This window comes from Paenibacillus aquistagni (assembly GCF_900177815.1).
In the GTDB taxonomy this organism is placed as follows: domain Bacteria; phylum Bacillota; class Bacilli; order Paenibacillales; family Paenibacillaceae; genus Paenibacillus_B; species Paenibacillus_B aquistagni.
The window spans coordinates 145002-170009 of record NZ_FXAZ01000001.1 but is presented as its reverse complement, the minus strand read 5'-3'; the positions used below and the strand labels follow the sequence as shown (position 1 = coordinate 170009).

The following is a 25008-nucleotide window of genomic DNA, read 5'->3' as shown; positions in this document are numbered from 1 at the left end:
TTATCTTTTGTGAGGTCACACTTGTATGTCGAGACAATGCTTGCAGCCGTTCACAGGCTAACTTTACTTCTTGTCTCTGAAGTCGCGGCGACGTGCTACACCATCGGCATAAGCAGCATCAATAACTGCATCGCGCACCTTCGGCACAACTTTATCATTAAACACGGACGGAATAATATACAGCTCGCTCAGTTCATCCTCAGACACCACTTCCGCTATCGCATAAGCTGCCGCCAGCTTCATGTTCTCGGTAACCCGCGATGCGCGGCAATCCAAGAGCCCCCGGAATAATCCTGGGAAGCACAGTACATTGTTGATCTGGTTTGGATAATCAGAACGTCCGGTGGCGATAATGCGCGCAATTTCCTCAATCTCATCAGGGTCAATCTCAGGCGTTGGATTAGCCATTGCAAATACAATCGGGTCCTTCGCCATCGCTTCCACATTCTCACGCTTCAGCACCCCAGGTCCTGATACACCGATGAAGATATCTGCGCCTTGAATAACATCAGCAAGCGCGCCTTCCTCAAGCTCCGGATTGGTCTTCGCCGCATAAGCATTCCAAGCCTCATTCTCATAAGCAGTCGTGCGAACGAGCGCTCCTTGCCGATCAACGCCAATCACCTTCTTCGCTCCCGCAGAGATCAGAATATCCGTACAAGCCATCCCTGCCGCGCCAATGCCGCACAGCACAACTTTGCAATCCTCAAGCTTCTTGCCTACAATACGCAGGGAATTAAGGATTCCTGCCAGCAATACGACAGCGGTTCCATGCTGATCATCATGGAATACAGGAATGTCGAGCGCTTCCGTCAAGCGGCGTTCGATATCGAAGCAGCGAGGTGCCGAAATATCCTCCAGATTAATTCCACCAAGCCCTGGAGCGATAGCTACGATCGTTCTGACGATCTCGTCTGGGTCCTGTGTATCCAAGCAGATCGGAAATGCATCCACTCCTGCCAGCTGCTTAAACAGCATCGCTTTCCCTTCCATAACAGGCATTGCTGCTCGAGGGCCAATATTGCCAAGCCCCAATACGGCTGTACCGTCAGAAATGACAGCTACCGTGTCACGCTTAATCGTAAGCGTAAACGCGCGGTTCGGATCTTCATGAATCGCCATACAGACGCGCGCTACTCCCGGTGTATATACACGAGATAGATCGTCGCGGTTGCGAATCGGAATCTTCGGCTGCATCTCAATCTTGCCGCCAAGGTGCATCAAGAAGGTCTGATCGGATACATTGATAACCTTCATTCCTTCAATCTGATTTAACCGCCCAACAATACGGTCCCCAACACTACCATCAAACACATTAACCGTTAAGTCCCTCAGCGTGACCGTTCCACTGCTGCGGATAACGTCGATCGCCACAATATCACCACCGCTTTCCCCAATTGTCTGGGCAACCTGAGCGAAGGTGCACTTGCTCTTGTCGATCTCAATTCGGATAATGATGTTTGTGCTCGATCCTAGTGATTTGGCCATGAAAGTTATTCTCCCCTTGTTCCGTTACAGGAATTACATATATCCTGTGCGACTTCGGATAATGAATTGCAAAATAATTCCATCCCTTTATGCCGTTTTACCGCTCCTAATGAAAGACTGCAACTCCGATCCTTCATTCTCTCAGACTAAGAATATATTCCAAGTATTGGCATGACAATCTCAGTCCGAACCTTAGTTTATCATTACTTACTTGCTGTGGAAAGGAGGTGCATCATAACTCTTCTTCACAAACATCTAAAATCCTTCATTTTTTACCTATTTTGACCAATGGATGATATTTATTTATCTTCTTCGCTCCACGCAGCCCTATTGAAGCCTTCTCCTGCCATCCAACCGTTGATGCCGTCGATACTGCCGTTAAGGCCGTTGATATTGTTGATATTATTGATATTGTCAAGGATATTCAGCGTTAAGCCCTTTTCTAAAATGACACCGCAATATTTCTAAAAAGAAGCTGTGATATAACTATCCATGAAATCACCATGCATAAATGAACGATAAGGAGAGGTTAAGATGAACAGTTTAAAAAATAAAGCAGCGCTCGTAACAGGAGCCAGTCGAGGCATTGGCCGCGGGATTGCCCTGCGTCTCGCTCAAGAGGGGGCTCTGGTCGCCGTCCATTACGGAAGAAGACAGATGGAAGCCGAGCAAGTCGTTCAGGAGATTATAAGCCACGGCGGCTCCGCATTTTCAATAGGAGCAGACATCAGCACGCTTCAGGGCATTCATGATCTGTACGGTGCCATGGATGAACAACTTCATGCAAGAACGGGGCAGCAGCAGTTCGATATTCTAGTAAACAATGCTGGAATCGGGCAGATCCTAACGCTAGAAGAAGCAACGGAAGAATCGTTTAATGAAGTGATGAATATCAATGTGAAATCTCCGTTGTTTATGATCCAGCAGGGACTCTCGCGTCTTAGAGATGGTGGACGCATTATCAATCTCTCTTCCTTCGTGACACGGGCAGCTTCTCCTAGCGTCTTTACCTACAGCATTTCGAAGGGAGCGATAAATACCCTTACCCTTGCCTTAGCGAAGCAGCTTGGAAGCCGCGGCATCACCGTCAATGCCATACTTCCTGGTATCATCAATACCGAAATGAACAGCGGAACGCTAAGCGACCCTCAGGGCCAGCAATTGGCTGCAGGGCTGTCCGCATTCAAGCGCTGGGGAGAACCCGAGGACGTCGCGGATATCGCAGCCTTTCTCGCCTCCTCAGACAGCCGCTGGGTAACCGGGCAGCTGATTGATGCGAGTGGAGGCTCACATCTTTAAGGCAGCAGCATGATATAAAACAAGCTCAAGCAGCGTTCATCCGAATATGATCGAATGTGCCTGCTTGAGCTTGTTGTCTAACGAATTAAGAACGCTCGATGGTTACGTAGCTGCCGTACACGGCATCCCCTTCATATTGCACTTTGGCTCCAAGAAGCTCCGATACCGAGCGCAGCGGCACATAGACATTGCCTTCCTTGCTCATTACCGGTGTGCCGCTGATCTTCTTCTCTACATTATCCACAAGGGCGATATTGCTGCCCAGCTTAAGCACAATCTTGCTGCCAGTCAGGTCATCAATCATCGTAACTTGCTTCTGCTTGCTGTCCCACTTCACTTCTGCATCCAGTTCCTCAGCCACATAGCGAAGCGGAACCATCGTAACGCCTTTGTCCACATAAGGAAGCGGCGAATCATTCAGCCATTCATCATATTCATCCTGCGCAATCGGCAGATAAACAAATTTGTTTGTGATGCCTGATTGCAAGAGCATATCCTTAGCTAAAGAACCATCTTCAAAGAATCGAAGCCATTCACCAGGCGTCATCTCCTGCTCGACTACGTTTACCGCTTCGCTAATGTCAATAGGTTCAACCTTGACTGTGTTGTTATGGTTTTTAAGTTCAGATGTTGTCTGAACGCTGATGCTCGTTACTGGCATGTCTTCTGCTGTAGGAAGCTGAATGTTCAGTTCCATGACAGACTTATGAATATTTTTGGCCGAGTCGCTGTACAGATCAAGCTTCAGCTTCGTCTTATCGCTTAGTACCTGCGCAAGCTCCGGGGAATCCTTCACCGCTTGTTCCCAGCTTGTTGTAAGCTCATTCAGCATCGTTTCGCCATTTTCCTTCAGCCACTTGAATGCATAAGCAGCAAAGAGCTCTCCGTCCTTGAACATATCCATGCCTTCCATGCTTTCCATGCCTTCTTGCTCCATCAGACCACTCACGATTGGGCCATACAGCTTGCCAACCTCTTCAAGGAACGCTTTCGTACCTTCCTCATCAGCAAGAACGGCCTTCACAAATCCTTGAATCCAGCCAAGCGTCTCATCTGCGCCAAACTCCAGATGAATGCGATCCAAATATTTGGACTCGCCAAATACATTTTCCATGCCGCTTGTTACATTAATATTCTTCGGATTCGGTGCATTTTTGGTGAACCACTGAACGAGCGCCTGCTGGAACGCCTCTAGCTCCTTCACGTCCGGTGTTAATTCCGCCATGCTAGGATCCACTTCTGTAATCGGAATGACAAGAGCTTCCTTGGCACCCTTGACATCAAGTGCAATGTTCTTCGTATCTACAGTAATATGGAAGGGAAGTGTCTTGTCCTTAAGCTTCAATTCACCCTTGGCCGACATCTTCTCATTGGATTCTTTCATTGTATGTAGATCGATTTGCAAGCCATTCAAGAGAGCAATCATCTCTTCATCTTCTTGATTCAGCTTAGCCTCTTTGTTTACATTCAGTTTCAGTGTAAGTGTTTCTTTAGATTCTACGGATTTGACATTCAGCGATTGCTTCACAACTTGCGCAATATCCACGCCGCCAACAGATTGACAGCCTGCAAGCACGATCAGCATCATCGCGAGCAAAGCTGCTACTCCTGTACGAATACGCCTCATAAGTACACCACCTTCATTATAATTGGATCATTAATCCTATGAATCTCCTTCATTATGAAGGCGCAGGAAGGTTATGTAAAGAGAAGAATAGAGAACAATATACGACAATTCCTAGCTTCATAGCAAGAAAAAAGCCTGATACCATCTGCAACAAACGAGGAAGATGATAACAGGCCGGTCAAGCTGGCGATATTAATTAACGATACAAATTGGATACATGATATTTCTGGGATAAAAGCAGCAAGATGAATTGCTGCTGTTCCTTACAAGCATTTCACCAATATCGCTATATGCGCTCTGAAAGATATACGATCTGCTATAGCTGCCGATAATGGGATACCGTCTGTCCTGTAACAAGCTTCCACGTTTCCTTATGTTCGACGGTCTGTCCAGGCTCAAGCTTCTCAAGCGGCGCCAATGTCTCAAGCTCCATCATATGCTCATTCGTGTAGCACTCAAAAGAGCAGCCGCCATCAGGATACACCGCTTCGGGCTTATGCTCATAGCGAAGCTCGAAGGTAACGTCTGGATACACGCAGGCTGCAAAGCCAGGCTCATGATTGATCCCGATCTTAAAGGCTTGATCCGCATCTTGCGACTGCTTGATTACGATGGCATCATTGCCCCACTCTACGCGTTCATCGTTCATTCTCGTATAAGGCCATAAGATAAGATTGCGATTCGGCAGAAGGCCTGTATCGCGGCTGACTTGAGGAATGACTGCCGTTCCGCCCGGCGCCATCACGTTCAGCGACCAAGGCGCAGTCTCAATCGTCCATGCTCCAACATTGGTCACGCGATGAATCAGTTCTACCTCTTCTCCGACAAAGCGAATTTCGATTTGCTTTTGCAGATGCGTCCATGGCTCTGGCGCTGAAGTCAGCAGCACGCCTGCTTCTGTCTTGCTCCAAGTAATGGGCTGATCATCTGGTGCATACGTGCGTGGAAAGGCCTCGGGACTCGTCCATAAGCGATGCCCGCCTCTTAGCTTCCAGCCGTCTGATCCCATTTTCTCGAACGCATCCCCAGACTGAGTAATGGCTTCATTCGCATCGTAGAAGAAGACGTTGCAGCCTTCTCGCAAGCTGAAATGAATGATGCGGATTCCATAATCGAGTGGAACCATTAGCGTGTAGGTTTCATTTTCAACACTTAAGCACTTGCCATACAGTTCATGATCCACGGTCTGTACCGATACCATAACGGTAGTCATGCTCTCGCCTCTTCTCTACTTGAAGTCGTCAGATTTCTTCCATCCCCAGGTGCTCTGTAAAACGCAAGAAGGCATGACGTCCAGCATCATCTTGCTTATAAACACCTGCTTGACTTAGAATTTCGACAAACAACCGTCCCATATCCTGCTTAATTGCATGTTCTGCTTCATGAGCGTCCAAGGATGTGCCATGCTTCGATACCAAGGCATCTATCCAATCCTTGTGCACATATAAGGCATTCTCTTCGCGAAGCGCCATGCGCTGCTCCTGCCAAGATCCTTCTCCCGCAAGAATCGAGATAATGCTCGTAATGGAAGCCTGCAGGCGAGCTGGAAGGATAGCAAGCCCCATCACTTCAATGAGGCCTATATTCTCCTTCTTCAGATGATGCATCTCCCGGTGAGGATGGTAAATACCCTCTGGATGCGCTTCGCTCGTCAGGTTGTTGCGCAGCACCACGTCTGCCTCATACAGCTCGCCTCGTCTTCTCATAATTGGCGTAACCGTATTATGAGGAACCCTGCCAGCCTCCGACTCCGTAAATGCGATGATCATGGCTTCTCTATCGCTGTACTGCTGCCAGCTCTCATAGATCGCATGAACAGCTTGAGCAAGCTGATGGCGATCCTTCCCGGCTAGGCGCAGCACGCTCATAGGCCAGTGCACGATGCTTGCCTCAATGCCAGGATATGCCGTCCACTGGAACTTGCGCTCCGTCTTCGCTTCTTCAATCGCAAAGGTATGCCGTCCTGCTTGAAAATGGTCATGACTCAGGATCGAGCCGCCGACGATCGGCAGATCGGCATTCGAGCCGATAAAGTAATGCGGGAACTGGGCTGTAAAGGCGAGCAGACGCTCAAACGTGCGCTTCGTCAGCTTCATCGGAACATGATCATGATGCAAGACGATGCTGTGCTCGTTGTAATACACATAAGGCGAATATTGAAAGAACCAGCTCTCATCCTCTAGTTGAATCGGGATCTGGCGAAGATTCTGGCGGGCTGGATGATTCGAATGCCCCTCATAGCCTACATTGTCTGCGCAGAGAAGGCATTGTGGATAATGAGACGTACCTGCCTTCTTGGCCTCCAGAATCTCTTTTGGGCTTTTCTCCGGCTTCGACATATTGATCGTGATCTCAATATCGCCATACTCGCTCTCATAACGCCAGTAGCTGTTCTTGCGAATCCGATCCATCCGAATATAATTGCTGTCTACACACAGCTTGTAAAATTGGGCAGTCGCCTGCTCGATCCCCTCTTCACGAGCTGTGCGCTGGAACTTAGCATTGGTTTCCGAAGGTCTTGGCATCAATAAGCCCGTAATTCTTGCATCGAGCAGATCGCGCTCCGTTATCGTATTATGCTTCGTAAGACCGATAATATGGCCGTAATCAAGCAGTGTCTTCATAATCGGCTGAAGCTCGTCTTCTTCGCTCGTGTGCTCCTTGGCATATTCGCTCTTATACATCGGATGCGGCTCACGTAGATGGAACAGATCAAGCAGCGCATTGCGCACATACGGACAGTCCGCAGGCTCCATCAGCTGCTTATTCACTCCATAGCGCAGCAATTCCTCAATGCTCCACTGCACCTGCTCGGTGAGCGACATCCCCTCACTTTGGGCCTCTGATTCCATGACAGCAGCGAACTCCTCACGCATCGATTCGGATTGTACTCCCATATTGATGACCTCCTTATCCGTCAACGCTTCGTTCTTGTATTGCATCACCATTAGTCTGCGTAGCCGTTAGGACGCGAGGAATGCCATCTCCACGCGCTTTCCATGATCTGAGTCAATTGATCGCGCTTAGGCTGCCAACCGAGTACCTGCTTGGCTTTATCGGCAGAAGCGATCAATATGGCAGGATCGCCTGCTCGGCGTTCCTTCATAACCGTTCGGATCGGCTTGCCTACTACTGCCTCTGCAGTCTTAATCACTTCAAGCACCGAGAATCCTGTCCCATTGCCCAGGTTAAACACATCACTCGCACCGCCTTGACGCAAGTATTGCAAAGCAAGAACATGAGCGTCAGCAAGATCACTGACATGAATGTAATCACGAACACAAGTGCCATCCTTGGTATCATAGTCGCTGCCGAATACCGCGATCTCTTCCCGCTTCCCAAGAGCCGTCTGCAGCACGAGCGGCACAAGATGCGATTCTGGCCGATGATCCTCGCCAATCAACCCGTTTTCATGGGCTCCAGCCGCATTGAAATATCGCAAGGCCACGTAGCGAAGCTGATAGCTCTGGTCGAACCAGCCCATCATCTTCTCCATAGCCAGCTTCGTCTCTCCATACACATTCGTTGGATTGGTGCGGTCGCTCTCTACGATCGGCGCGCGCTCTGGCTCTCCATACGTGGCTGCCGTTGAAGAGAATACGATATGCTTGACGCCGTGAGCCTGCATGGCTTCCAGCAGCACAAGGGTACCGTGTACGTTGTTGTCATAGTACTTGCCCGGGTTCGTCATGCTCTCGCCAACGAGCGAATAAGCAGCAAAGTGAATAACCGCATCGATGGAGTGCTTTGCAAATACCGCATTCAAAAACTCCTGATCTCGAATGTCGCCAATCTCCAAAGTACCGCCCAGCACCGCGCCGCGATGCCCCGTTTCCAAAGAATCGACAATGACAACTTCCTCGCCTCTTGCAATCAATTCAGCTGCGGTATGTGAGCCAATATAACCAGCACCGCCTGTTACTAATACTGCCATGTTCTACACCTCCGTTATTGTCGCTTCATGGCTGCATTCATGCACGCCATCCCCGACTTCGCATACATAGAATTCTGGCGTGATGCCAGTCTTTTCTTCATAGTGAGCACCCACACCCTCGATAAAGGCTGGAACTGCCTCCTCCTTCACAAGCGACACGGTGCATCCGCCAAAGCCTGCGCCAGTCATTCTGGAACCTAAGGTTCCCTCAATAGCGAGCGCTGCCTCCACCATCACATCTAGCTCGGTGCAGCTGACTTCATAGAGATCGCGCAAGGACATATGGGACGCATTCATCAGTTCACCAAACACCTTCAGGTCGCCTTGAGAAAGTGCTGTCATCGACTGCTTCACCCGCTCATTCTCATACACGACATGCTGGGCCCGATTGCTCACCGTCTCATCCTCAATTGCCTCCTTCGCTTGCTCGAAGGCATCTGGACTCAAGTGAGCCAAATATTCAAGCTCAGGATGAACCGTCTTCAGCACAGCAAGCGCTGCTTCGCACTGTGATCTGCGCTCATTGTATTTGGAATCCACCAGTCCCCGGCGCTTCTTCGTGTTGCCGATGACCAGCTTGTAGCCTTGTATTTGAAATGGAACATGCTCATACGCAAGCGTGTCGCAATTCAAGAGGATCGCATGGTCCTTCTTGCCTTGCGATACTGCAAATTGATCCATTATCCCGCTATTAACGCCAACAAATCCGTTTTCTGCCCGCTGTGACAAGACCGCCAGCTTCGTCCGATCAATAGCATAGCCTTCCATCGTCATCAGCGCATATCCGACCACAACCTCTAATGAAGCGGAGGAGGACAGGCCCGAGCCATTTGGAATATTGCCAGTAATCAGGATGTCATACCCATGCCTCACAGGCTTATTGTCCACAGCCAGCTCCTGCATAACGCCATACACATAATCCGTCCATACATCCGCTTTTGCTTCAGGAAGTGCATGAATGGAGGCTTCTCCCGTCTCAGGAAACTGCAGGCTCGCCAAGCGAACCCATTGATCCTGTCTAGGTCTAATCATTAATGTCGTGCCAATATGAAGCGCTGCAGGCAGTACAAGTCCCCCGTTGTAATCAATATGCTCGCCAATCAGGTTTACACGTCCAGGAGCATGGAAAAAACGAACCCTTTCCGCAGCTTTTCCCATACGATTATCAAACTCTTCCAGCCATTGCACGTGACTCATGTTAACACTTCCTCCTTTGACTATCATGCTAAACCTCTGATTCTTATCTCCATCTTACTTGCTCGATACGGAGATCGTAATAGTCTGATGTGAACTACATATGGATAAATGTGATATGATAACCTTATCATCGCCACAGCACCCTCTATGATTCAGGAGGTATACCATGAATGATAAGGCTAGTTCAATAGAGACATCCCACCTGCTGCTTGACCAGCAGGAATCGGCCAGCAGGCATTCTTCGTTAGATGCGGCTGGTTATGAATCGTCTTACGAGGTGTCCCCGAATCCCGTGCTGATCGAGAACGAGGATCTTCATATTCTATTTGCCGGCGAGAGCCGCACGAAGCCCGGCCACCATCTAGGACCCAAGCTGTATGACTATTATTTGCTTCACCAGATTATTGATGGCAAAGGCCAATTCTCCACAGAGTGGAAGACCTTCGCCTTAGGCGCAGGAGACGCCTTTCTCATCACGCCGAATCAGCTAGTCAATTATCAGGCAGACGAGAAGGAGCCTTGGCTGTACCGCTGGGTCGCCTTCAAAGGCAAGAAGGCTGGTTCTCTTGTCAGAAGAGCTGGCCTGACGATGCATGCGCCGGTAGTCCATCTGAAGGAGAACACGCAGCTGTTCGATTGGCTGGCTCGCATTCGTCAAGACTTCAAAGAACGCACAGCGGCTTGCGACATCAGGGCAGCAGGGTATCTACATCTTATCATGGCTGCTTATGCAGAGGTTGCAACCGATGCAGAAGGAGATTCGCATTTGCGGCCAGAGCATGAATCTGAGCAAATTGTAAGGCAGATGATTCGGATGATGTCCACCCAATATGCCCATCCGTTCACCATGGAGCAGATGGCATCAAGCCTCGGATACAGCAGAGCCTACCTGTCACGGCTGTTCAAGCAGGTGACGGAGCTGTCCCCTGTCACCTTCTTGTTGAAGCTTAGAATTGACAAGGGACGCCAGCTGCTGCGCGAGCGGCCGGACCTGACCATCGAGCAAATTGCTTCATCTGTAGGCATCCCTGATGCGCTCTACTTTTCAAGACAGTTCCGCCGATTCTATCAGCAGTCTCCCACGCAATATCGACAGCAGGTATTCTGCGTTATTGAACAATAGCCCCACAAGCTCCAAGTCACAATTATCACAAGCTGCTCTTGTCGAGCAGCATCATTGACAATTGCAATGGCAGGGGAAGAACGAACTAGCCCTTCCCCCTTCACTCTCGGTGTCGCCATACACAATGGCTTTATACAAAACGAAGACCCTATCTAAAATTTATCCATTGAGCTCTCCTCGAAATTTATATAAGATAGCTTTTGTTGATAATGATTATCATTATTGTTATATACGTTTGAGGAGGTCTATCATGTTTCAAATAAAACGACTAGGAGCTTGGCTTGGCATCTTCGTCTTGCTCAGCTCCCTATTAACGGCTTGCGGCGCATCTAGCGAAGGCTCGGCAGCGAACTCGCCTGCGCCCAGCACTACGTCAGCCCAAAGCGAAACCAACCAAGCGTCCGCACCAAAAGAGCGCAGCATGACAGATGCAGTCGGACATCAGGTCACGATTCCTGCTTCTCCTAAGCGTGCTGTCTTCCACGGCGAGTCGTTAGGGGACCTGCTTGCGCTTGGCATCATGCCGATCGGAGCTGCGAGCGCCTTTTATGAAGGAACGATTTTTGAAGACAAGTTGACCTCGCTTACTGATGTCGGCTTCCCTATTCATTTTGAAAAGGTATTGGAGCTTGATCCTGACCTGATCTTGATTGCCAACACGGACGAGAAGATTTATAGCGAACTGTCCAAAATTGCGCCGACGCTGGTGGTTGATACGTTTGCACCGCTTGATGAACGGCTCCGCTTGATGGGCGATATCTTCGATAAGAAGGAGGAGGCTGAGCAATGGCTTACGGACTACCATGCCAAAGAACAGCAGCTGTGGGAGCAGCTTCACAGCGCGGAGATAAAGCCTGGCGAAACGGCTAGTGTGCTCACCTATTACCCCGGCAACCGCCTATTCGTCATGGCCGCAACTGGCTTCTCGCAAATCCTATATCAAGAAAACGGCTTTAAGCCAACGCCAAGCATTCAGACTGTACTCGATGCGGGCAATGGATTTGAGGAAATCTCGATGGAACTGCTGCCTGAGGTTGCAGGCGATCGTATCTTTATCCTTACCCCTATCTCTGAAGATGCGGTTCAATCCACGAATGAGATGATGAAGAGCAGGCTCTGGAGTGATCTGCCCGCAGTAAAAAACGGCCATGTCTATCAGCTGCCGATTCGCCTCTCAGAGAGCGATGCCACAACGCGGGAATATATCATACAGCAGCTGCCTGAACTGCTTAACAACAAGAAGCTAGAAAGCAAGTAAAGATCAGCTCAGCGCATCTTGTAGTAGAATTTAAGATGCATAGCGTTAATGAGGAAGAACGCTTTTCAACAAACCGTTGAAAGGCTTCTTTATTTTGGATACAATCTTTAATTGAGAACTATTATCAACATGAAAAAGGAGCTGTCGCATGCGATCTACCTATGAACTCTCCCATTCTCTTCGTTCCCTAAGGTTTCAGTTGGAAGATGTCCTCTACATCAGGCATCACTGTAATTGCACCTTCGAGCGGGTTGAATGCGAGCTGCACTCCTTATTTGTGTTCAGAGAAGGAACGGGGGGACTGCTTATCGAGTCCAAGCCTTTCATTTATACGGCAGGCAAATGCTATATCGTCCCGCCGGGGACCTCTCTTTGCATGACAAGCGATGGCGCCAGCAGCGTTAGCTATTATCACATAACCTTTCGGATTGAGCAATGGAAGACGAATGACATCATCGAGGTCTATCCTTCGCCCCTTTTTCCTGGGCAGTACGAGTTATACGTCTACCCATGGTCTCGCTTCCTTCGATCAATCGAAGAGATTTACGCGAATCGCAATGAGAAGTCGGATATCGATTGGTTTAATCAGCAGGTGCTGTTCATGCAGCTTATGAGCACGATATTTGAACATAACCTGCGGCTTGGCAAGGCGCCTAGCCCTACCCAATCGGTAGAGCAGACGATTCAATATATTAATCAGCATTACAGTGAAAATATTACCGTGAAGCAGCTTGCACAGCTTGCAAATGTAACGTCTTGGCGTTATACACCGATGTTTCAAGAGCTGACAGGCAAGAAACCGATCGATTATGTAACGGATGTTCGCATCAATAAAGCAAAAGAACTGCTGCAAAGCTCGGATGAACCGTTAAGAGAGATTGCGCTGTCCGTCGGGTTCACCGATGAATATTATTTTAATCGCCGCTTCCGACAAGTTGTAGGCATCACCCCCAAGCAGTATGCAAGACTGATGCGCGGCAGCGTAACCGTAACCGATTGGACAGGCCATGTCGTGGAGATCCCGCTTCGTCCAAAGCGCCTTATCTATCACGGAGAGACATTCGGTGATCTAATAGCGCTCGGCGTTGAGGCTGTTGGAACATCCTCTACCTTTATGAAAGGCTCCATATACGAGGATCTGCTTAATCACATTGAAGATGTCGGGCATCCCTTCGATCAGGAGAAGACGAGGCGGCTGGCACCGGATCTAATCATTATCGCCAATGAAGAGGAGGAGCTCTACAGGGCCATCGCTGGCATTGCCCCAACCGTGACATTCAACTCCTTCGCACCGCTTGAGGAGCGGCTCCTGACCTTAGGAGAACTTCTTGGAAAGCAGTTGGAAGCGAAGCAGTGGCTAGAAGCGTTCCAGCGCAAAGAGCAGGACATGTGGAATGAACTCAGGCCTTGGATACAGCTGAACGAGACGGCGACCGTTTTCATTTATGACCGTGGAGAGCGGCTGTTTGTGATGGGCTCCATCGGAATGTCTGCCGCACTCTATCACCGTGACGGCTTCAAGGCAGTTGATCGCGTGCAGCCGCTTTTGGAATCAGGCAATGGCTATTTAGAAATTGAAGAGGAGGAGCTGCCTCTGTATGCGGGAGACCGCATCTTCTTGCTGCTTGGACAACATGAACAATCCCGTCAAGCCGCGAAGCGCATGATGCAGAGCGCTAGCTGGCTCAATCTCCCTGCGGTGCAAAAAGGTCATGTCCATCAGATTCCAGCCCTGCATTGGAATCTGAACGATGCGCTGACCAGAGAGCGGCTGCTGCATGAGCTTCCCCAGCTCATTAGCAAGAAGGCTGGCATGGAAGCATAATAACAAACGCACCTCCCCTATCGATCAGAGCTAGTACCTGCTTGATCGATAGAAGTGCGTTTTCATCTATTGGCTGGCGTTATCCGCAAGCCATGTTGTCAGTTCCTCCGTCTGAGCAAGAACCGCCAACGGATCGTAATACCACGAACGTTCCTCTGGCCAAATGTAGACATGATTGTTTTGGACTGCAGGGAGGCTCGCCCAGATCGGATCAGACTTCAAGTCTTCGATCTTTAGGCGGTTGGACGTTAACACGATGTAGTCGCCTGCGTATGTATCCAGCAGTTCAAGCGAGATTTCAGCCCATTTCTTCTCCATGAGCTCATCTGCAATGGGAGTCGGCGCTTTGCGTCCCAGAGCCTGATAGATGGGCTGCCCGCCGCGGCCGAAGTTGTCGCCATATACCCAGATCTTTTTCTCGCCATCTTCCATGATCGAGAAAGAGGCATCTGCTGGAATGGCCGCATCAACCTTTTTCTTGGCTGCTGCGATGCGCTGATCGTATTGCTCCAGCCATGCCTTGGCTTCTGTATCCTTGCCAAGCAGCTTGCCGAAGTAAGTCAGCTCCTCCTGCACATTTTTGAGCTCGCCATATGGAATTACGATTGTCGGTGCGATTTTGCTGAGCAGCTCGTAATTCTCGCCGTTGCCCATAATGATCAAGTCCGGGTTGAGTGCTAGAATGTTCTCTACCGATGGCTTGCCATATGTGCCTGTATCCGCGACATCCGTCAGCGCTTCCTTGAAATAATAATTTTGGGTTGTCAGCCCTGGAGCGCCTACGGGTATCACATCAAGCGCAATAAGACTGCCCAAATATTCCTCTGCCACAATTCGCTTCGGATGAGCGGGAATCTCTATATCGCCGTGGATGGTCGAGATTGTTCTCACCTCAGAGCTGTCTGCTGCTGCATTAGACGCATCACGAGACTGAACAGCCGTGCTCTCCTCCTTCGCTGAAGCAGGCGCCACATTACTGCTCGTGGCTGCTTCTTGCGCTCCGCAAGCCGACAGCATGCTCAAAATAAGAAGCAGCAGGAAGCCTGCAACGAATCGATGCCTAGCCCTTTTTTGCCGTGGAAGTGATATGTTCATGATGATCCCCCTCTTTTGTAATAACGATAATCATTCTCAATAAAATGTACTACGCAAGAGAGAAGTTGACCATGCCTAAATATGATCTTCATTTATATAATATTGTGATTCGGGCACAGCACTTCCATAAATCTCTTCAGCTGTGCCGCTGAAGAGAGCGGATCATAGCCATAGAACAATTCCCCATGATCTAAAATATACACATGATCCTGGCGTACCGCTTCCATGCTCTGCCACTGCTCAGATAAGAAAAGCTGCTCCACGCGCCTGAGCGCTTCTCGTTCCGTGGGAAGCGATGTAACAAACAGGTAATCCGCCGAATAGTCCGTGATTTGTTCAATCGGGACTTCCATATAGCCTTCTGTCAGCATGCTCTGTTCCATTGCTTTCTGCGGCACGTGGAATCCAAGCTCCTCATACAGGATCTGAGCCCCGCGACCGTAGCAGCTGCCAATGCCATAAGCGGCATGATCACAGATCTCCCACACCATCGCTGTTCCTCGGCAGCCGAGCCTATGATCCAGTTGTTGATTGCATGCTTCAACCTGATGTGTAAATTGTTCCAGCCAATGGCGTGCTCGTTCTAGTCGATTCACAATAGCCCCAAGATATTCAAACTGCTCACGCCACCCCATTGTCACCACGGGGATTTCCAGCACAGGAGCCACAGGCAGCAGTTGACGATTCCCCTCTGCTGCCTCGTAATGAATAATGACATCAGGTTCAGCGGCAGCTATTGAGCGGTAATAAGCTTCAGACTGCGCTAAGGAATCTTCAAGCCTGCGGCCAGCGTGACAGGAGCCGCTTAGCTGTTCTCTGAGCCAAGTCGTATAGACGCCAAGCTCTGGAACCACCCCCAAGGCGAGCAGGCTCGCAGTATGGTTCACATTCAATGCGGCAATGCGCTTTGGCTTATGCTGATACCGAGTAGGCGACAGCTTTACAAGCTCCTTGAATTTGCGGCTTAAATAAGTGCTTTCCTTGTAGCCTACTTCCTGCGCGAGCGCATGAAGATCCATCGATTGAGTCAATAGCCGCCTTTGGGCATGGCGAACGCGCAGCAGGGTCAAATGTGCGGTGTAGGTCCGCCCTGTATGCTTGCGGAACATGCGCGAGAAATGCTCGGGACTCACATTCGCTCTGCTCGCAAGCTGCTCGCGCGTTACCTCTTGATGATAATGGGCTTCCATAAAGGCCAGCGCATCCTCAAGCCAAGGCAAGGCGTTCTGCTCGTCCATTGCCCGCTCCTTCTCCACAGCAATAAGCAGCTCCGTGAACAGCTGCTGGATACGATAAGGCTCCCCTGCTCTAGGATGAAGCCATGCTTGTCTCAGCTCAAGCACAACCCTCATGGTCTCGATCGAACAAGGAGTGATCCACGCTTGTTCCCGAACCGCTTGGGGCAGCTTATTCTGTTCGCCTAGAGCATGATATTCGAGCTGAATAACGTGAAGGGGAGCACGAGTGCTGCCTACTATGCTTAGGCGCTGCCCGGGAGGGCAGCGTACCATATCCCGTCGCGAGATCAAATGTTCCTTCTCTTCTCCCTGCAGGATGCCCCTGCCGCTCACAACGACAACGATTCGGTAATAAGGCGATGCTTCCCCTTCGTAATTTTGTAGGGTAATGCTTTCCCATTCACTCAGTTGAACAGGCACAAAGCATGCAGGGGAACGATGTTTATGTATCCATTTGTGCATGATGCCGACCTCCTCTGACAGCGCTTTTCACAGAAACATCTCATGAGCCATCTTCTTAATCAACTAAAAAGAGCGGTGTCAAGAACACTGCTACGCTTTCGTTTTGGCAAGCAGATAGAGAAAATACGGAGCGCCGATAACTGCAACCACAACTCCAGTCGGAATCTCAGAAGGCTGAAGAATCCAGCGGCCCAGCGTATCAGCTGTCAATACAAGCAGAGTGCCGGCCAAGGCGGTTGTCGGCAGGAGGAGCTCATGCTTTGGCCCCACAAGCCTGCGCGCGAGATGCGGCCCAATCAGTCCGACAAAGCCGATTCCGCCGCTTACAGCAACACATGCGCCTGCAAGCGCAACGGAGCAGGCAATAAGGACAAGTCGCTCCCGCTCCACAGATGCACCAAGCCCTGTGGCGATCTGATCACCCAAGTTCATCACATTCAGAACACGTGCTTTATAGAAAACAAGCGGCAGCAGCACGACGATCCATGGCAGGAGCGCCAGTACAAACTTCCAATTGGAGCCCCAAATGCTTCCTGCAAGCCAAGAAGCGACAAATTGATATTTCTCTGGACTCAGTCTTAGCGTTAGCACAATCATCGCTGCACTGATTCCCGCAGCTACTGCAATCCCTGTTAGAAGCAGACGTGTCGGAGACAGTCCCTCATTTTGCTTATAAGCGAGAATATAGATCAATGCCGCCGTTAGTCCGGCACCAAGCAGTGCAAGCAGCGGAAGCGCCATAATTGGAGCCGTCGCCATATTCGGGTAGAAGGATACAAACAGCATAACCATAAGTCCGGCTCCAGCATTAATGCCCAGGATGCCCGGGTCAGCAAGCGCATTGCGAGAGATGCTCTGCATAACGCAGCCTGATACTGCAAGTCCTGCACCAATGAGCATGGAGATCACAATCCGCGGCAGACGAAAATCAAACAGAATGAGCTCTTGCTTTGCAGTCCCTTTTCCAAACAGCGTTCGGATCAGCTCCTCTGGAGTTAAGCGGATCGGTCCAGTATTTACACTAATCATGAAGGCAAGGACGATAAGAATCGTAAATACGAGACAAACGATCAAGCCTCGCTGCATCCTTTGCTGCTCCGTCGTTATCATGTTGTTGTTCATGCTTACAGCTCCCTTCTCTCTTTACGTGCAAGGTATAAGAAAAAGGGAACGCCAATTAATGCGATTATTGCACCAATCGGAGTCTCATATGGAGGGTTGACCATTCTAGCGGCAAGGTCCGCGAAAACGACAAGAAGACTTCCCAATACTGCCGAGCACGGTATGATATAACGATAATCCACACCGACCAAATAACGTGCCATATGCGGTATCATCAGCCCAACGAAGCTAACGGCTCCAACGACAGAGACCGCGGCGCCAGCCAATATAACGACGACGATCGTACCCAGCAAGCGAACAAGCCCTGTCCGCTGGCCCAGCCCCTTCGCAATATCCTCACCTAAGCTTAAGGTCGTGATGGATGGAGACAGTACAATTGCAGCCAGCAAGGCAGCTGCAACCCAAGGAAACATCATCTCAAGCTGATACCACTTTGTTCCCGCAACTCCCCCTGCGTACCAAAAGGCCAAGTCCTGTCCAACTTGAAAGTACAGCGCAATGCCTTCACTCAACGCCGTCAGCAGAGCACTTAGCGCCGCTCCCGCAAGCACCAATCGAACAGGAGAAGTGCGCCCTTTGCCCACGGCCCCGATGCCATAGACCAGAACAGCTCCGAGCGCAGCGCCGAAGAAGGAGTAAATGATCAGATACATAAAGGGTAGTCCCGGAAATAAGGCAAAGCATATGGCTAAAACAAAACCCGCTCCCGCATTAAGGCCGAGCAAGCCGGAATCAGCGAGCGGGTTGCGGGTCATGCCCTGCATCAATGCCCCCGCAACCGCAAAGCATGCACCGATCATGGCGCCGCCGAATACGCGCGGCAAGCGCAGCTCATGAATGACTTGGTGCGCGGTATTATTGCTGTCAAAGTGAAAAATGGCGTCCCACACCACAGCAAGCTTGATGTCGGCCGCTCCGAAGGATACCGAGAGTCCCACGCCAAACGCCAGAGCAATCAAGCCGCCGATCATGATGATCGTAGCCGCCAACGGCCGGGACTTGAGCTTAACTTTTGTTGAGTCTGTCTGTTTATTACCTGCATGCAGAGATGCACTCATATGCTGTCACCCTTGTTCAGTATAGTCGTTCCATTTTATTGATATTGATTATCAATATCACAAAGACCATTGTATGTCCATGTTGCATGAATTGGCAATAGACAAACTCAAGTTTTTCTTTGGACATAATCAAGACAGCGCAAAAAAGAAGCCAACCCCTACAACAACAGGATTGGCTTCCATCCACTTCTTATTTCCTTGTTCTCTCCTGCAGGCTAAACTGCTCGATCCTAATTCCTGCGAATCAGGCCACGCAGCAGAACATCTATTGTCCCTCGCTATTGTCCCTCGCTATTGGCTTAAGCGTCTCAGCTCTGCAGCCATTGCCACATATTGCTGCTCATATACTTGCTTATACTGGGCATGAAGCTTAGCATCCGGATCAAGCTGCTCAACTCCGCGTCCTTCGACCAGCTGCTTAAGCTCTCCTAAATCTTTCAGATGCCCAGCACCAAGCAGTGCGGTATAGGCTGCGCCTTGCAAGGTCGCTTCGTCAACTGGCGGCACGATAAGCGTCACATTGGCTGCATTCGCCTTCATCTGAAGCCATGGCTTCAAACGCGTTCCGCCGCCAACAGCGCGAATGACATGAATCGGATGTCCCGTTACATGCTCTGCGCTCTCCTTGATCATCGTGAGCTGATAGGCGGTGCCTTCGCACACTGCTCGAATAAGATCAGCCTTGCCATGGGCATAGCTTAATCCGATAAAGGATGCGCGAGTACGCGAGTTCGGATAAGGGGCGCCGCTTCCCGACAGATAAGGGAAGAACAGCACCTCGCTAGGGGCATTCTCCGTTTCCATGAGCAGCTCTGCAATCTCGTCGTAGCTTAGCGCATCATCCCCAAGCTGCTTGCGAATCCACTCGACTGCGCCGCCAGAAGCGGCATTGCCTCCCATCCAGAACTGATACCCTGGTATGACATGATAGCCATAAGATAGGCCGGTCTCGAACTCCGCTTGGCCTAGCGCTCTTGGCTTCATCATGCCAACCAAGGTCTCCGCAGTACCCATAGAGGCAAACACCTCGCCTGGCTCCACCGCCCCGACGGCCAGGGAGGCCGCGACATGATCGTGACCCGCGATGGCTACTGTTGTCGAAGCTTCAAGGCCAAGCGAAGCGGCGAGCTCGGTCTTTACCGTACCGAGTGGAGCTCCGCTCGGCACAACGTCTGGGAATACATCGGCTGGCAGGCCAAACTCCTGAATCCAGGCCGTATCCCACTCGTCCCTTCTCATGTCATACGCAAACGTCCTCGTTGCAAGCGTGGGATCACATGCCATAACCCCGCTCAGCCGATAGGCAATAAAGCCAGATACGGACAGCCACTTGGCATCACGAAACATCTCTTGATCACGATCATACAGCCATAGCAGCTTCGGCAATCCATGCTTGAAGGACAAATGAAGCCCCGTGCGCTGGAACAAGGCGAGCGGAGTATCCGATCGCTTAATCATTTCCGCTTGCGGAGCTGAGCTTGTCTCAAACCACGGCAGCAGCGGCGATTGAATCCGTCCCGTCTCCTTATTCACCAGCAGACCGCTTTCTGCCATGCTCGCGATTCCGATTGTCTGAACGCGCTTGGCGCCTGACTTTGCCGTGACTTCCTTGATCATATCTACGACATCCTGCCACAGTGCTTCAGGATCATATACCGAATGGCCTTCTGACGTCTCAATAGCCACCGTTGGCCGGCTCGCTATAGCGAGCTCCCGTCCGTTCTCATCGAACAACCCGACTTTACGATTCGTTGTGCCAAGATCGATCCCCATCATGTACATGTAAAGCTTCCCCCTCTTCACTCCTATGGATCTAACGCTTCAGCGCCAGATAAGCATCGGCCAACAGCTTCCCTAGCGGCTCTCTGAATATCGCTTCCGCCTGCCAATCCATGGACGTCTCCGTGCGATTCATCAGCACAATTCTAGCTCCCCGCCCCATCTGTACAAAGCTTGCCGCCGGCTGCACGCTAAGCGAGGTCCCCCCGATAATGAGCAGATCGGCCGCTTGAACATGATGAATAGCTGAGGCGATATCCTCTTCATGAAGCGCCTCCTCGTACAGCACCACGTCCGGTTTCAGCATTCCTCCACAGGCCGGACAAGCTGGTATATTGGTTGAACTGTGCAGCACAGTGGACAGGTCATATCTAGCTCTACAGGACAAGCAATCATTGCGATGAATGGAGCCGTGCAGCTCAATCACTTCCCTGCTGCCTGCAAGCTGATGCAGGCCATCAATATTTTGCGTAATGACTGCTTGGAGTCTACCTTCCTCCTCAAGCTTCGCAAGCACCTGATGACCAGGATTCGGCTTGGCCTCAGGATGAATCAGCTTGTCGCGATAAAACGTATAGAACATCTCTGTGTTCTGGTAGAAGAAGGAGCGGCTTACCATCACCTCGGGCGGATAAGGGTAAGGCACCTTGCCTTCCTCTCCCTTGAATACTCCTCCCGCAGAACGAAAGTCCGGAATACCGCTTTCTGTGGAAGTGCCTGCTCCACCAAAGAACACGATGCGTTCGCTGGAGCGAAGCAGCTCTGCCAGCTTCTGAACCTGTTCCTCGTAGCGGATAGGTTCTTTCTTCATCTCAACCTTCCTCCTTGTCATGTCTTTAGCCGTCGTCCTCTGCTAACCTCTTTAGTATAGCACAGTCATACAAAAAGACCGCTCCCTGGCTAAACCACAGCCGACACGGTTCAAGCCATTACAGCCTGATAAACCCATGTCGGCGCAGCTTCAGGAAAGCGGTCCTTTATCTTTCATTTCATCTATTTAACTTATAAGAACGGACTTTCATGCTTAGCCTTAAGCATCTGCCAGCGGCGTTCTACCTCCTGCTCGAAGGCGTGCAGGCTGGCTTCATTCTCCGGCTTCGTCAGATGGCGTGTCTTGCCCATCTGCTTCAGCCAATCCGATAAGGCAATTCGCTTATTTTTCTCCTCAGGATCGTAAGTGATCGTTGTGATGCCCTGCTCTACCTCATACAGCGGGAAGAAGCAGGAATCGACTGCAGCCTGAATGATCGATGTTCCATCTTTCTCATCCGACAGCCAGTTCAGCGGACAAGTAATGAGAATTTTCCCATAAGCAAGCCCTTCCTGCTGCGCATACCACTGGGCTTTCGCTGCCTTTTTCACGAGATCCTGCGGATTCGCTTCGCTGCCTGTAAACACATACGGGATGTTCGTAGCAGCCATGATCTGTGCGGTATCCTTATGATGGAACCCTTTGCCGCGCTGCACAGAGCCGACATTGGATGTCGAAGTGCGATGGCCAAGCGGCGTAGAATACGACATCTGCGCGCCCGTATTCATGTAGCCTTCGTTATCGTACTCTAGAATAATCATCTTATGATTGCGAAGCGCAGCCCCGATGGCTGGCCCCATACCAATATCCATGCCACCGTCTCCAGTAACCATAACAAAGGTAAAGTCATCGGATAGATTCAAATGATCCAGCTCGCCGCGGCGCTTGCGCTCCCAGAACATCTCCACCACGCCGGATAATGTGGCTGCGCCGTTCTGGAACAAGTTATGGATATAAGTCGCCTTATGCGCCGAGTATGGATAACCAGTTGTCACCACCATCGCACAGCCTGTGTGGAACAAGGTCACAATATCCCCTTCAATGCCCTTGAAGAACATTTCAAGGCCAGAGAAGATGCCGCATCCTGGGCAAGCCCCATGGCCTGGAGCAATTCGCTTTGGCTTGCGGGTTAGATTGCGAAGCGGCGGAATTCGCACATTAAGCTTGCCGGTCTCTTCATTCGGTGTAACCTTAATCAAACCTGTCTTCAGATCCTCCAGCTTCAGCGGCTCAACAACCCGCTTCGGCGCCTGACTTGGATCGCCTGCTGTGTGCCCATGGTAATCAAATGGCTTCTCTACTGCGCCTTTCTCAACCGCATCAAGCGCATATTGGAAGAAGGCGTGGCCATCCTCGGCATAGAAGTCTTTGCCGCCAAGACCATAAATGCGGCTGATCACCATCGGCTCATGCACCCCATAGGTCATTAAAGCTGACTTGATCTCATTAACCATATTGCCGCCATGGCCGCCATAAGAATCAGCGCGATCGCCTACTGTCACAGCCTTCACGTGTTTGAGCGCCTCAGCGATCTCCTTCGCTGGGAACGGCCGAATGATATTTGGCGAGATGGAGCCTGCCTTGATGCCTTCCGCCCGCAGCTGATCGACTACATCTTTTATAATCTCAGCCGAGGAATTCAGCAAGAAGACCGCAACCTCAGCATCTTCCATGCGATATAGATCAAGTACCGGATAATCGCGGCCCGTTAGCTCTCTATACTCCTTGCGAATGCGGTCAAACACTTCGCCGGCCTTGTACATCGCCATGGACTGTTGATAGCAGTTGTTGATATAATCCGGCTCGTTCATGTAAGGTCCTACCGTGATCGGATTATCGCGGTCAAGGGTATTGGCGAAGCCTGTTGGCTGCTCGCCAACAAATGCACGCACATCCTCAACGTTTGCAAAAGTCGTTACGCGGCGCTTCTGGTGAGATGTGAAGTAGCCGTCATAAGCAACCATAACCGGCAGGCGAACCTCTGGATCTTCCGCCAGCTTGATCGCCATCACGTTCATATCATACACGGCCTGCGGATCGCGGCAGAGCAGAATCGGCCAGCCTGTATTCAGCGCGAAGTACAAATCTGAATGATCGCCATGAATATTGAGCGGTCCTGATACAGATCGGCATACCAGATTCATGACCATCGGGAAGCGCGTGCCCGACTGAACAGGCATCTGCTCAAGCATATACATATACCCATTGGCGCTCGTTGCATTGAACACCCGTCCGCCTGCTGTCGACGCTCCATAGCAGATCCCTGCAGAGCTATGTTCGCCATCCGCTGGAATGAGCTTAATGTCATGCTGTCCATTGGCCTTCATTAGATCAAGAAACTGGGCGACCTCAGTAGAAGGCGAAATCGGATAATACCCCATAATATGATAGTTGATTTGATAGGCGGCGTAAGCGGCCATCTCATTGCCAGATTCATAGACAATGCGTTCTTCAATCTTGCTCGTTGTAGTCGAGTTTGCTGCCTCCATGGACACGGGTCCTCTCCCCCTTTACCCTTCATTTTTCCTCTATGGATCCCATCGAATCGATGGATAGCTGTAACATGCAGCCTGCTTCTCTTTATTTATAAGCGATGCACAAGCGAGAAAGGATGTGGTGTTCGATGCGCTTCACCATAGCCATCCTGCTCTCTCTCACTCGACAGCGCGTCTGTCGGGCAAGCCTCCACACACTTCAAGCAGCCCTTGCAGTATTGGTAATCAATGCCCTGCAGGAACATCTGCGGGCGCCCCTTCTTGTCTTCCTTCTCTTCCCAGACGAAGCAGAAGTCAGGGCAGACATTGTCGCATGCTGCACAATGAATGCATTTGTCCTCTGCCAGATGAGGCATCATGCCTGCGCGAGAGATGCTTAAGTCCTTCAGCACCGAATTGCCGGGATGCACCACCACACCGCCGATCGGCTGCGTGTCATAGCCCAGCACCGGAATGTCCCAGCGCTTAGGTTCAGGCAGCGTATAGCCTTCCGGGAAGGCGAAGTTCTCAAACTTCACCTCATCATAGCCGCGCTGGAACGTACGAAGCGCAGGATCAACCGAGCTCGGATATTTCTTCTCCAATGATTTGCGAATAACATCCTTCATTTTCTCTGGATCCAAAAAGTCGCATAAGCGGAACAATGCGCCAAGCATCGCCATATTCACTCGATTGCGCTCCTCAAGAGCAATTCCTGTTGCATCGATGACCGCAATCTTGCCTCCAGCGAGCCCCATGCGCTCCATCAGCACTTTAGGTGTTTTCTCTGAATTGACCAGCACAAGACTATCTTCCTTTATGCCGCTGGTCACGTTTACCGTCTTATACAGCGCTTCATGAAAGACACCTACAATATGCGGGCGCTCAATCGGCGTCGTATCTCGAATCAAGGTGTCCGGCATACAGAATCGAATATGAGCCTTGACGGGCGAACCCTTCTTCTCTGAACCATAGGAAGAGAAGCTTACCCCATGCAGGCCGCTGCCCACGACGCCTGCCTCCGCAAGCATCTTGCCAGCCAGGTTTGCGCCTAAGCCGCCAATCGATTCTAAGCGAATCTCAAAAAAGCCGAGATCATTGACTTTCGGCAATTGAACCATATCTTATATCTCCTTTCCTTGATCTCCATATTGTTGAGACCGGAACGAAACTAGTCATCTATCTACACACCTAAAGACAAACCACTCACAGCCTGTC

At 50.6% G+C, this 25008-nt stretch carries 18 protein-coding genes; 4 read left to right on the top strand and 14 right to left on the bottom strand.

The annotated features are described in order from the left end of the window. Positions 1-63: 63 nt before the first annotated feature. Complete coding sequence (locus tag B9Y93_RS00770; RefSeq protein WP_085492462.1) at positions 64-1488, bottom strand: NAD-dependent malic enzyme; 1425 nt, start codon at positions 1486-1488, stop codon at positions 64-66. 534 nt (positions 1489-2022) lie between these two features. Between B9Y93_RS00770 and B9Y93_RS00765 the strand changes: the two genes are divergently transcribed. Then, a complete protein-coding gene (locus B9Y93_RS00765; RefSeq protein WP_085492461.1) occupies positions 2023-2787 on the top strand; it encodes an SDR family oxidoreductase in 765 nt (254 codons plus the stop codon). A gap of 85 nt (positions 2788-2872) precedes the next feature. Here B9Y93_RS00765 and B9Y93_RS00760 read toward each other — a convergent pair whose 3' ends face one another. From B9Y93_RS00760 to B9Y93_RS00740, 5 genes are all read right to left on the bottom strand, one after another. Continuing rightward, on the bottom strand, positions 2873-4414 hold the full coding sequence (locus B9Y93_RS00760; RefSeq protein WP_085492460.1) for a copper amine oxidase N-terminal domain-containing protein: 1542 nt from the start codon (positions 4412-4414) through the stop codon (positions 2873-2875). A gap of 316 nt (positions 4415-4730) precedes the next feature. Further along, complete coding sequence (locus B9Y93_RS00755) at positions 4731-5627, bottom strand: hypothetical protein (RefSeq protein WP_085492459.1); 897 nt, start codon at positions 5625-5627, stop codon at positions 4731-4733. Positions 5628-5655: 28 nt separating this feature from the next. Beyond that, the gene (locus B9Y93_RS00750; protein ID WP_244903257.1) at positions 5656-7311 is read right to left on the bottom strand and encodes a UDP-glucose--hexose-1-phosphate uridylyltransferase; all 1656 of its coding nucleotides are present in this window, start codon (positions 7309-7311) and stop codon (positions 5656-5658) included. Positions 7312-7361: 50 nt separating this feature from the next. Beyond that, a complete protein-coding gene (gene galE, locus B9Y93_RS00745; protein ID WP_085492458.1) occupies positions 7362-8348 on the bottom strand; it encodes a UDP-glucose 4-epimerase GalE in 987 nt (328 codons plus the stop codon). Positions 8349-8351: 3 nt separating this feature from the next. Then, on the bottom strand, positions 8352-9545 hold the full coding sequence (locus B9Y93_RS00740) for a galactokinase (RefSeq protein WP_085492457.1): 1194 nt from the start codon (positions 9543-9545) through the stop codon (positions 8352-8354). A gap of 166 nt (positions 9546-9711) precedes the next feature. Here B9Y93_RS00740 and B9Y93_RS00735 point away from each other — a divergent pair, with 166 nt between their 5' ends. The 3 genes from B9Y93_RS00735 to B9Y93_RS00725 all read left to right on the top strand — a co-directional run bounded on the left by B9Y93_RS00735 (position 9712) and on the right by B9Y93_RS00725 (position 13751). Further along, a complete protein-coding gene (locus B9Y93_RS00735; RefSeq protein ID WP_085492456.1) occupies positions 9712-10668 on the top strand; it encodes an AraC family transcriptional regulator in 957 nt (318 codons plus the stop codon). Positions 10669-10918: 250 nt separating this feature from the next. Continuing rightward, the gene (locus B9Y93_RS00730; protein WP_085492455.1) at positions 10919-11926 is read left to right on the top strand and encodes an ABC transporter substrate-binding protein; all 1008 of its coding nucleotides are present in this window, start codon (positions 10919-10921) and stop codon (positions 11924-11926) included. A 148-nt stretch (positions 11927-12074) separates the two neighbouring features. Beyond that, on the top strand, positions 12075-13751 hold the full coding sequence (locus B9Y93_RS00725; protein ID WP_085492454.1) for a helix-turn-helix domain-containing protein: 1677 nt from the start codon (positions 12075-12077) through the stop codon (positions 13749-13751). Between the two features lie 66 nt (positions 13752-13817). Here B9Y93_RS00725 and B9Y93_RS00720 read toward each other — a convergent pair whose 3' ends face one another. The 8 genes from B9Y93_RS00720 to B9Y93_RS00685 all read right to left on the bottom strand — a co-directional run bounded on the left by B9Y93_RS00720 (position 13818) and on the right by B9Y93_RS00685 (position 24911). Then, positions 13818-14846, bottom strand: coding sequence for an ABC transporter substrate-binding protein (locus tag B9Y93_RS00720; protein WP_085492453.1), 1029 nt, complete (start codon positions 14844-14846; stop codon positions 13818-13820). A gap of 92 nt (positions 14847-14938) precedes the next feature. Then, entirely contained in the window at positions 14939-16546 is a 1608-nt protein-coding gene (locus tag B9Y93_RS00715; protein ID WP_085492452.1) for an AraC family transcriptional regulator, read from the bottom strand. 90 nt (positions 16547-16636) lie between these two features. Next, positions 16637-17632: a FecCD family ABC transporter permease gene (locus tag B9Y93_RS00710; RefSeq protein ID WP_370739008.1), complete on the bottom strand. Its 996-nt coding sequence runs from the start codon at positions 17630-17632 to the stop codon at positions 16637-16639. Positions 17633-17670: 38 nt separating this feature from the next. Then, the gene (locus B9Y93_RS00705) at positions 17671-18726 is read right to left on the bottom strand and encodes a FecCD family ABC transporter permease (protein WP_085492450.1); all 1056 of its coding nucleotides are present in this window, start codon (positions 18724-18726) and stop codon (positions 17671-17673) included. A gap of 291 nt (positions 18727-19017) precedes the next feature. Then, positions 19018-20508, bottom strand: coding sequence for an FGGY-family carbohydrate kinase (locus tag B9Y93_RS00700; RefSeq protein ID WP_085492449.1), 1491 nt, complete (start codon positions 20506-20508; stop codon positions 19018-19020). 31 nt (positions 20509-20539) lie between these two features. Then, the gene (locus B9Y93_RS00695) at positions 20540-21316 is read right to left on the bottom strand and encodes an NAD-dependent protein deacylase (RefSeq protein ID WP_085492448.1); all 777 of its coding nucleotides are present in this window, start codon (positions 21314-21316) and stop codon (positions 20540-20542) included. 191 nt (positions 21317-21507) lie between these two features. Next, positions 21508-23805 (bottom strand): thiamine pyrophosphate-dependent enzyme, encoded by a 2298-nt coding sequence (locus B9Y93_RS00690; protein WP_085493900.1) that lies wholly within the window; start codon positions 23803-23805, stop codon positions 21508-21510. A gap of 95 nt (positions 23806-23900) precedes the next feature. Further along, the gene (locus B9Y93_RS00685) at positions 23901-24911 is read right to left on the bottom strand and encodes a 2-oxoacid:acceptor oxidoreductase family protein (protein WP_085492447.1); all 1011 of its coding nucleotides are present in this window, start codon (positions 24909-24911) and stop codon (positions 23901-23903) included. Positions 24912-25008: the final 97 nt, after the last annotated feature.

Coding starts and splice junctions, on each gene's coding strand:
- B9Y93_RS00710 (WP_370739008.1), bottom strand. CDS start 17,632: ATGCAGCGAGGCTTGATCGTTTGTCTCGTATTTACGATTCTTATCGTC.
- B9Y93_RS00690 (WP_085493900.1), bottom strand. CDS start 23,805: ATGGAGGCAGCAAACTCGACTACAACGAGCAAGATTGAAGAACGCATT.
- B9Y93_RS00725 (WP_085492454.1), top strand. CDS start 12,075: ATGCGATCTACCTATGAACTCTCCCATTCTCTTCGTTCCCTAAGGTTT.
- B9Y93_RS00700 (WP_085492449.1), bottom strand. CDS start 20,508: ATGTACATGATGGGGATCGATCTTGGCACAACGAATCGTAAAGTCGGG.
- B9Y93_RS00695 (WP_085492448.1), bottom strand. CDS start 21,316: ATGAAGAAAGAACCTATCCGCTACGAGGAACAGGTTCAGAAGCTGGCA.
- B9Y93_RS00715 (WP_085492452.1), bottom strand. CDS start 16,546: ATGCACAAATGGATACATAAACATCGTTCCCCTGCATGCTTTGTGCCT.
- B9Y93_RS00720 (WP_085492453.1), bottom strand. CDS start 14,846: ATGAACATATCACTTCCACGGCAAAAAAGGGCTAGGCATCGATTCGTT.
- B9Y93_RS00765 (WP_085492461.1), top strand. CDS start 2,023: ATGAACAGTTTAAAAAATAAAGCAGCGCTCGTAACAGGAGCCAGTCGA.
- B9Y93_RS00705 (WP_085492450.1), bottom strand. CDS start 18,726: ATGAGTGCATCTCTGCATGCAGGTAATAAACAGACAGACTCAACAAAA.
- B9Y93_RS00770 (WP_085492462.1), bottom strand. CDS start 1,488: ATGGCCAAATCACTAGGATCGAGCACAAACATCATTATCCGAATTGAG.
- B9Y93_RS00755 (WP_085492459.1), bottom strand. CDS start 5,627: ATGACTACCGTTATGGTATCGGTACAGACCGTGGATCATGAACTGTAT.
- B9Y93_RS00760 (WP_085492460.1), bottom strand. CDS start 4,414: ATGAGGCGTATTCGTACAGGAGTAGCAGCTTTGCTCGCGATGATGCTG.
- B9Y93_RS00735 (WP_085492456.1), top strand. CDS start 9,712: ATGAATGATAAGGCTAGTTCAATAGAGACATCCCACCTGCTGCTTGAC.
- B9Y93_RS00730 (WP_085492455.1), top strand. CDS start 10,919: ATGTTTCAAATAAAACGACTAGGAGCTTGGCTTGGCATCTTCGTCTTG.
- B9Y93_RS00685 (WP_085492447.1), bottom strand. CDS start 24,911: ATGGTTCAATTGCCGAAAGTCAATGATCTCGGCTTTTTTGAGATTCGC.
- B9Y93_RS00750 (WP_244903257.1), bottom strand. CDS start 7,311: ATGGGAGTACAATCCGAATCGATGCGTGAGGAGTTCGCTGCTGTCATG.
- B9Y93_RS00740 (WP_085492457.1), bottom strand. CDS start 9,545: ATGAGTCACGTGCAATGGCTGGAAGAGTTTGATAATCGTATGGGAAAA.
- galE (WP_085492458.1), bottom strand. CDS start 8,348: ATGGCAGTATTAGTAACAGGCGGTGCTGGTTATATTGGCTCACATACC.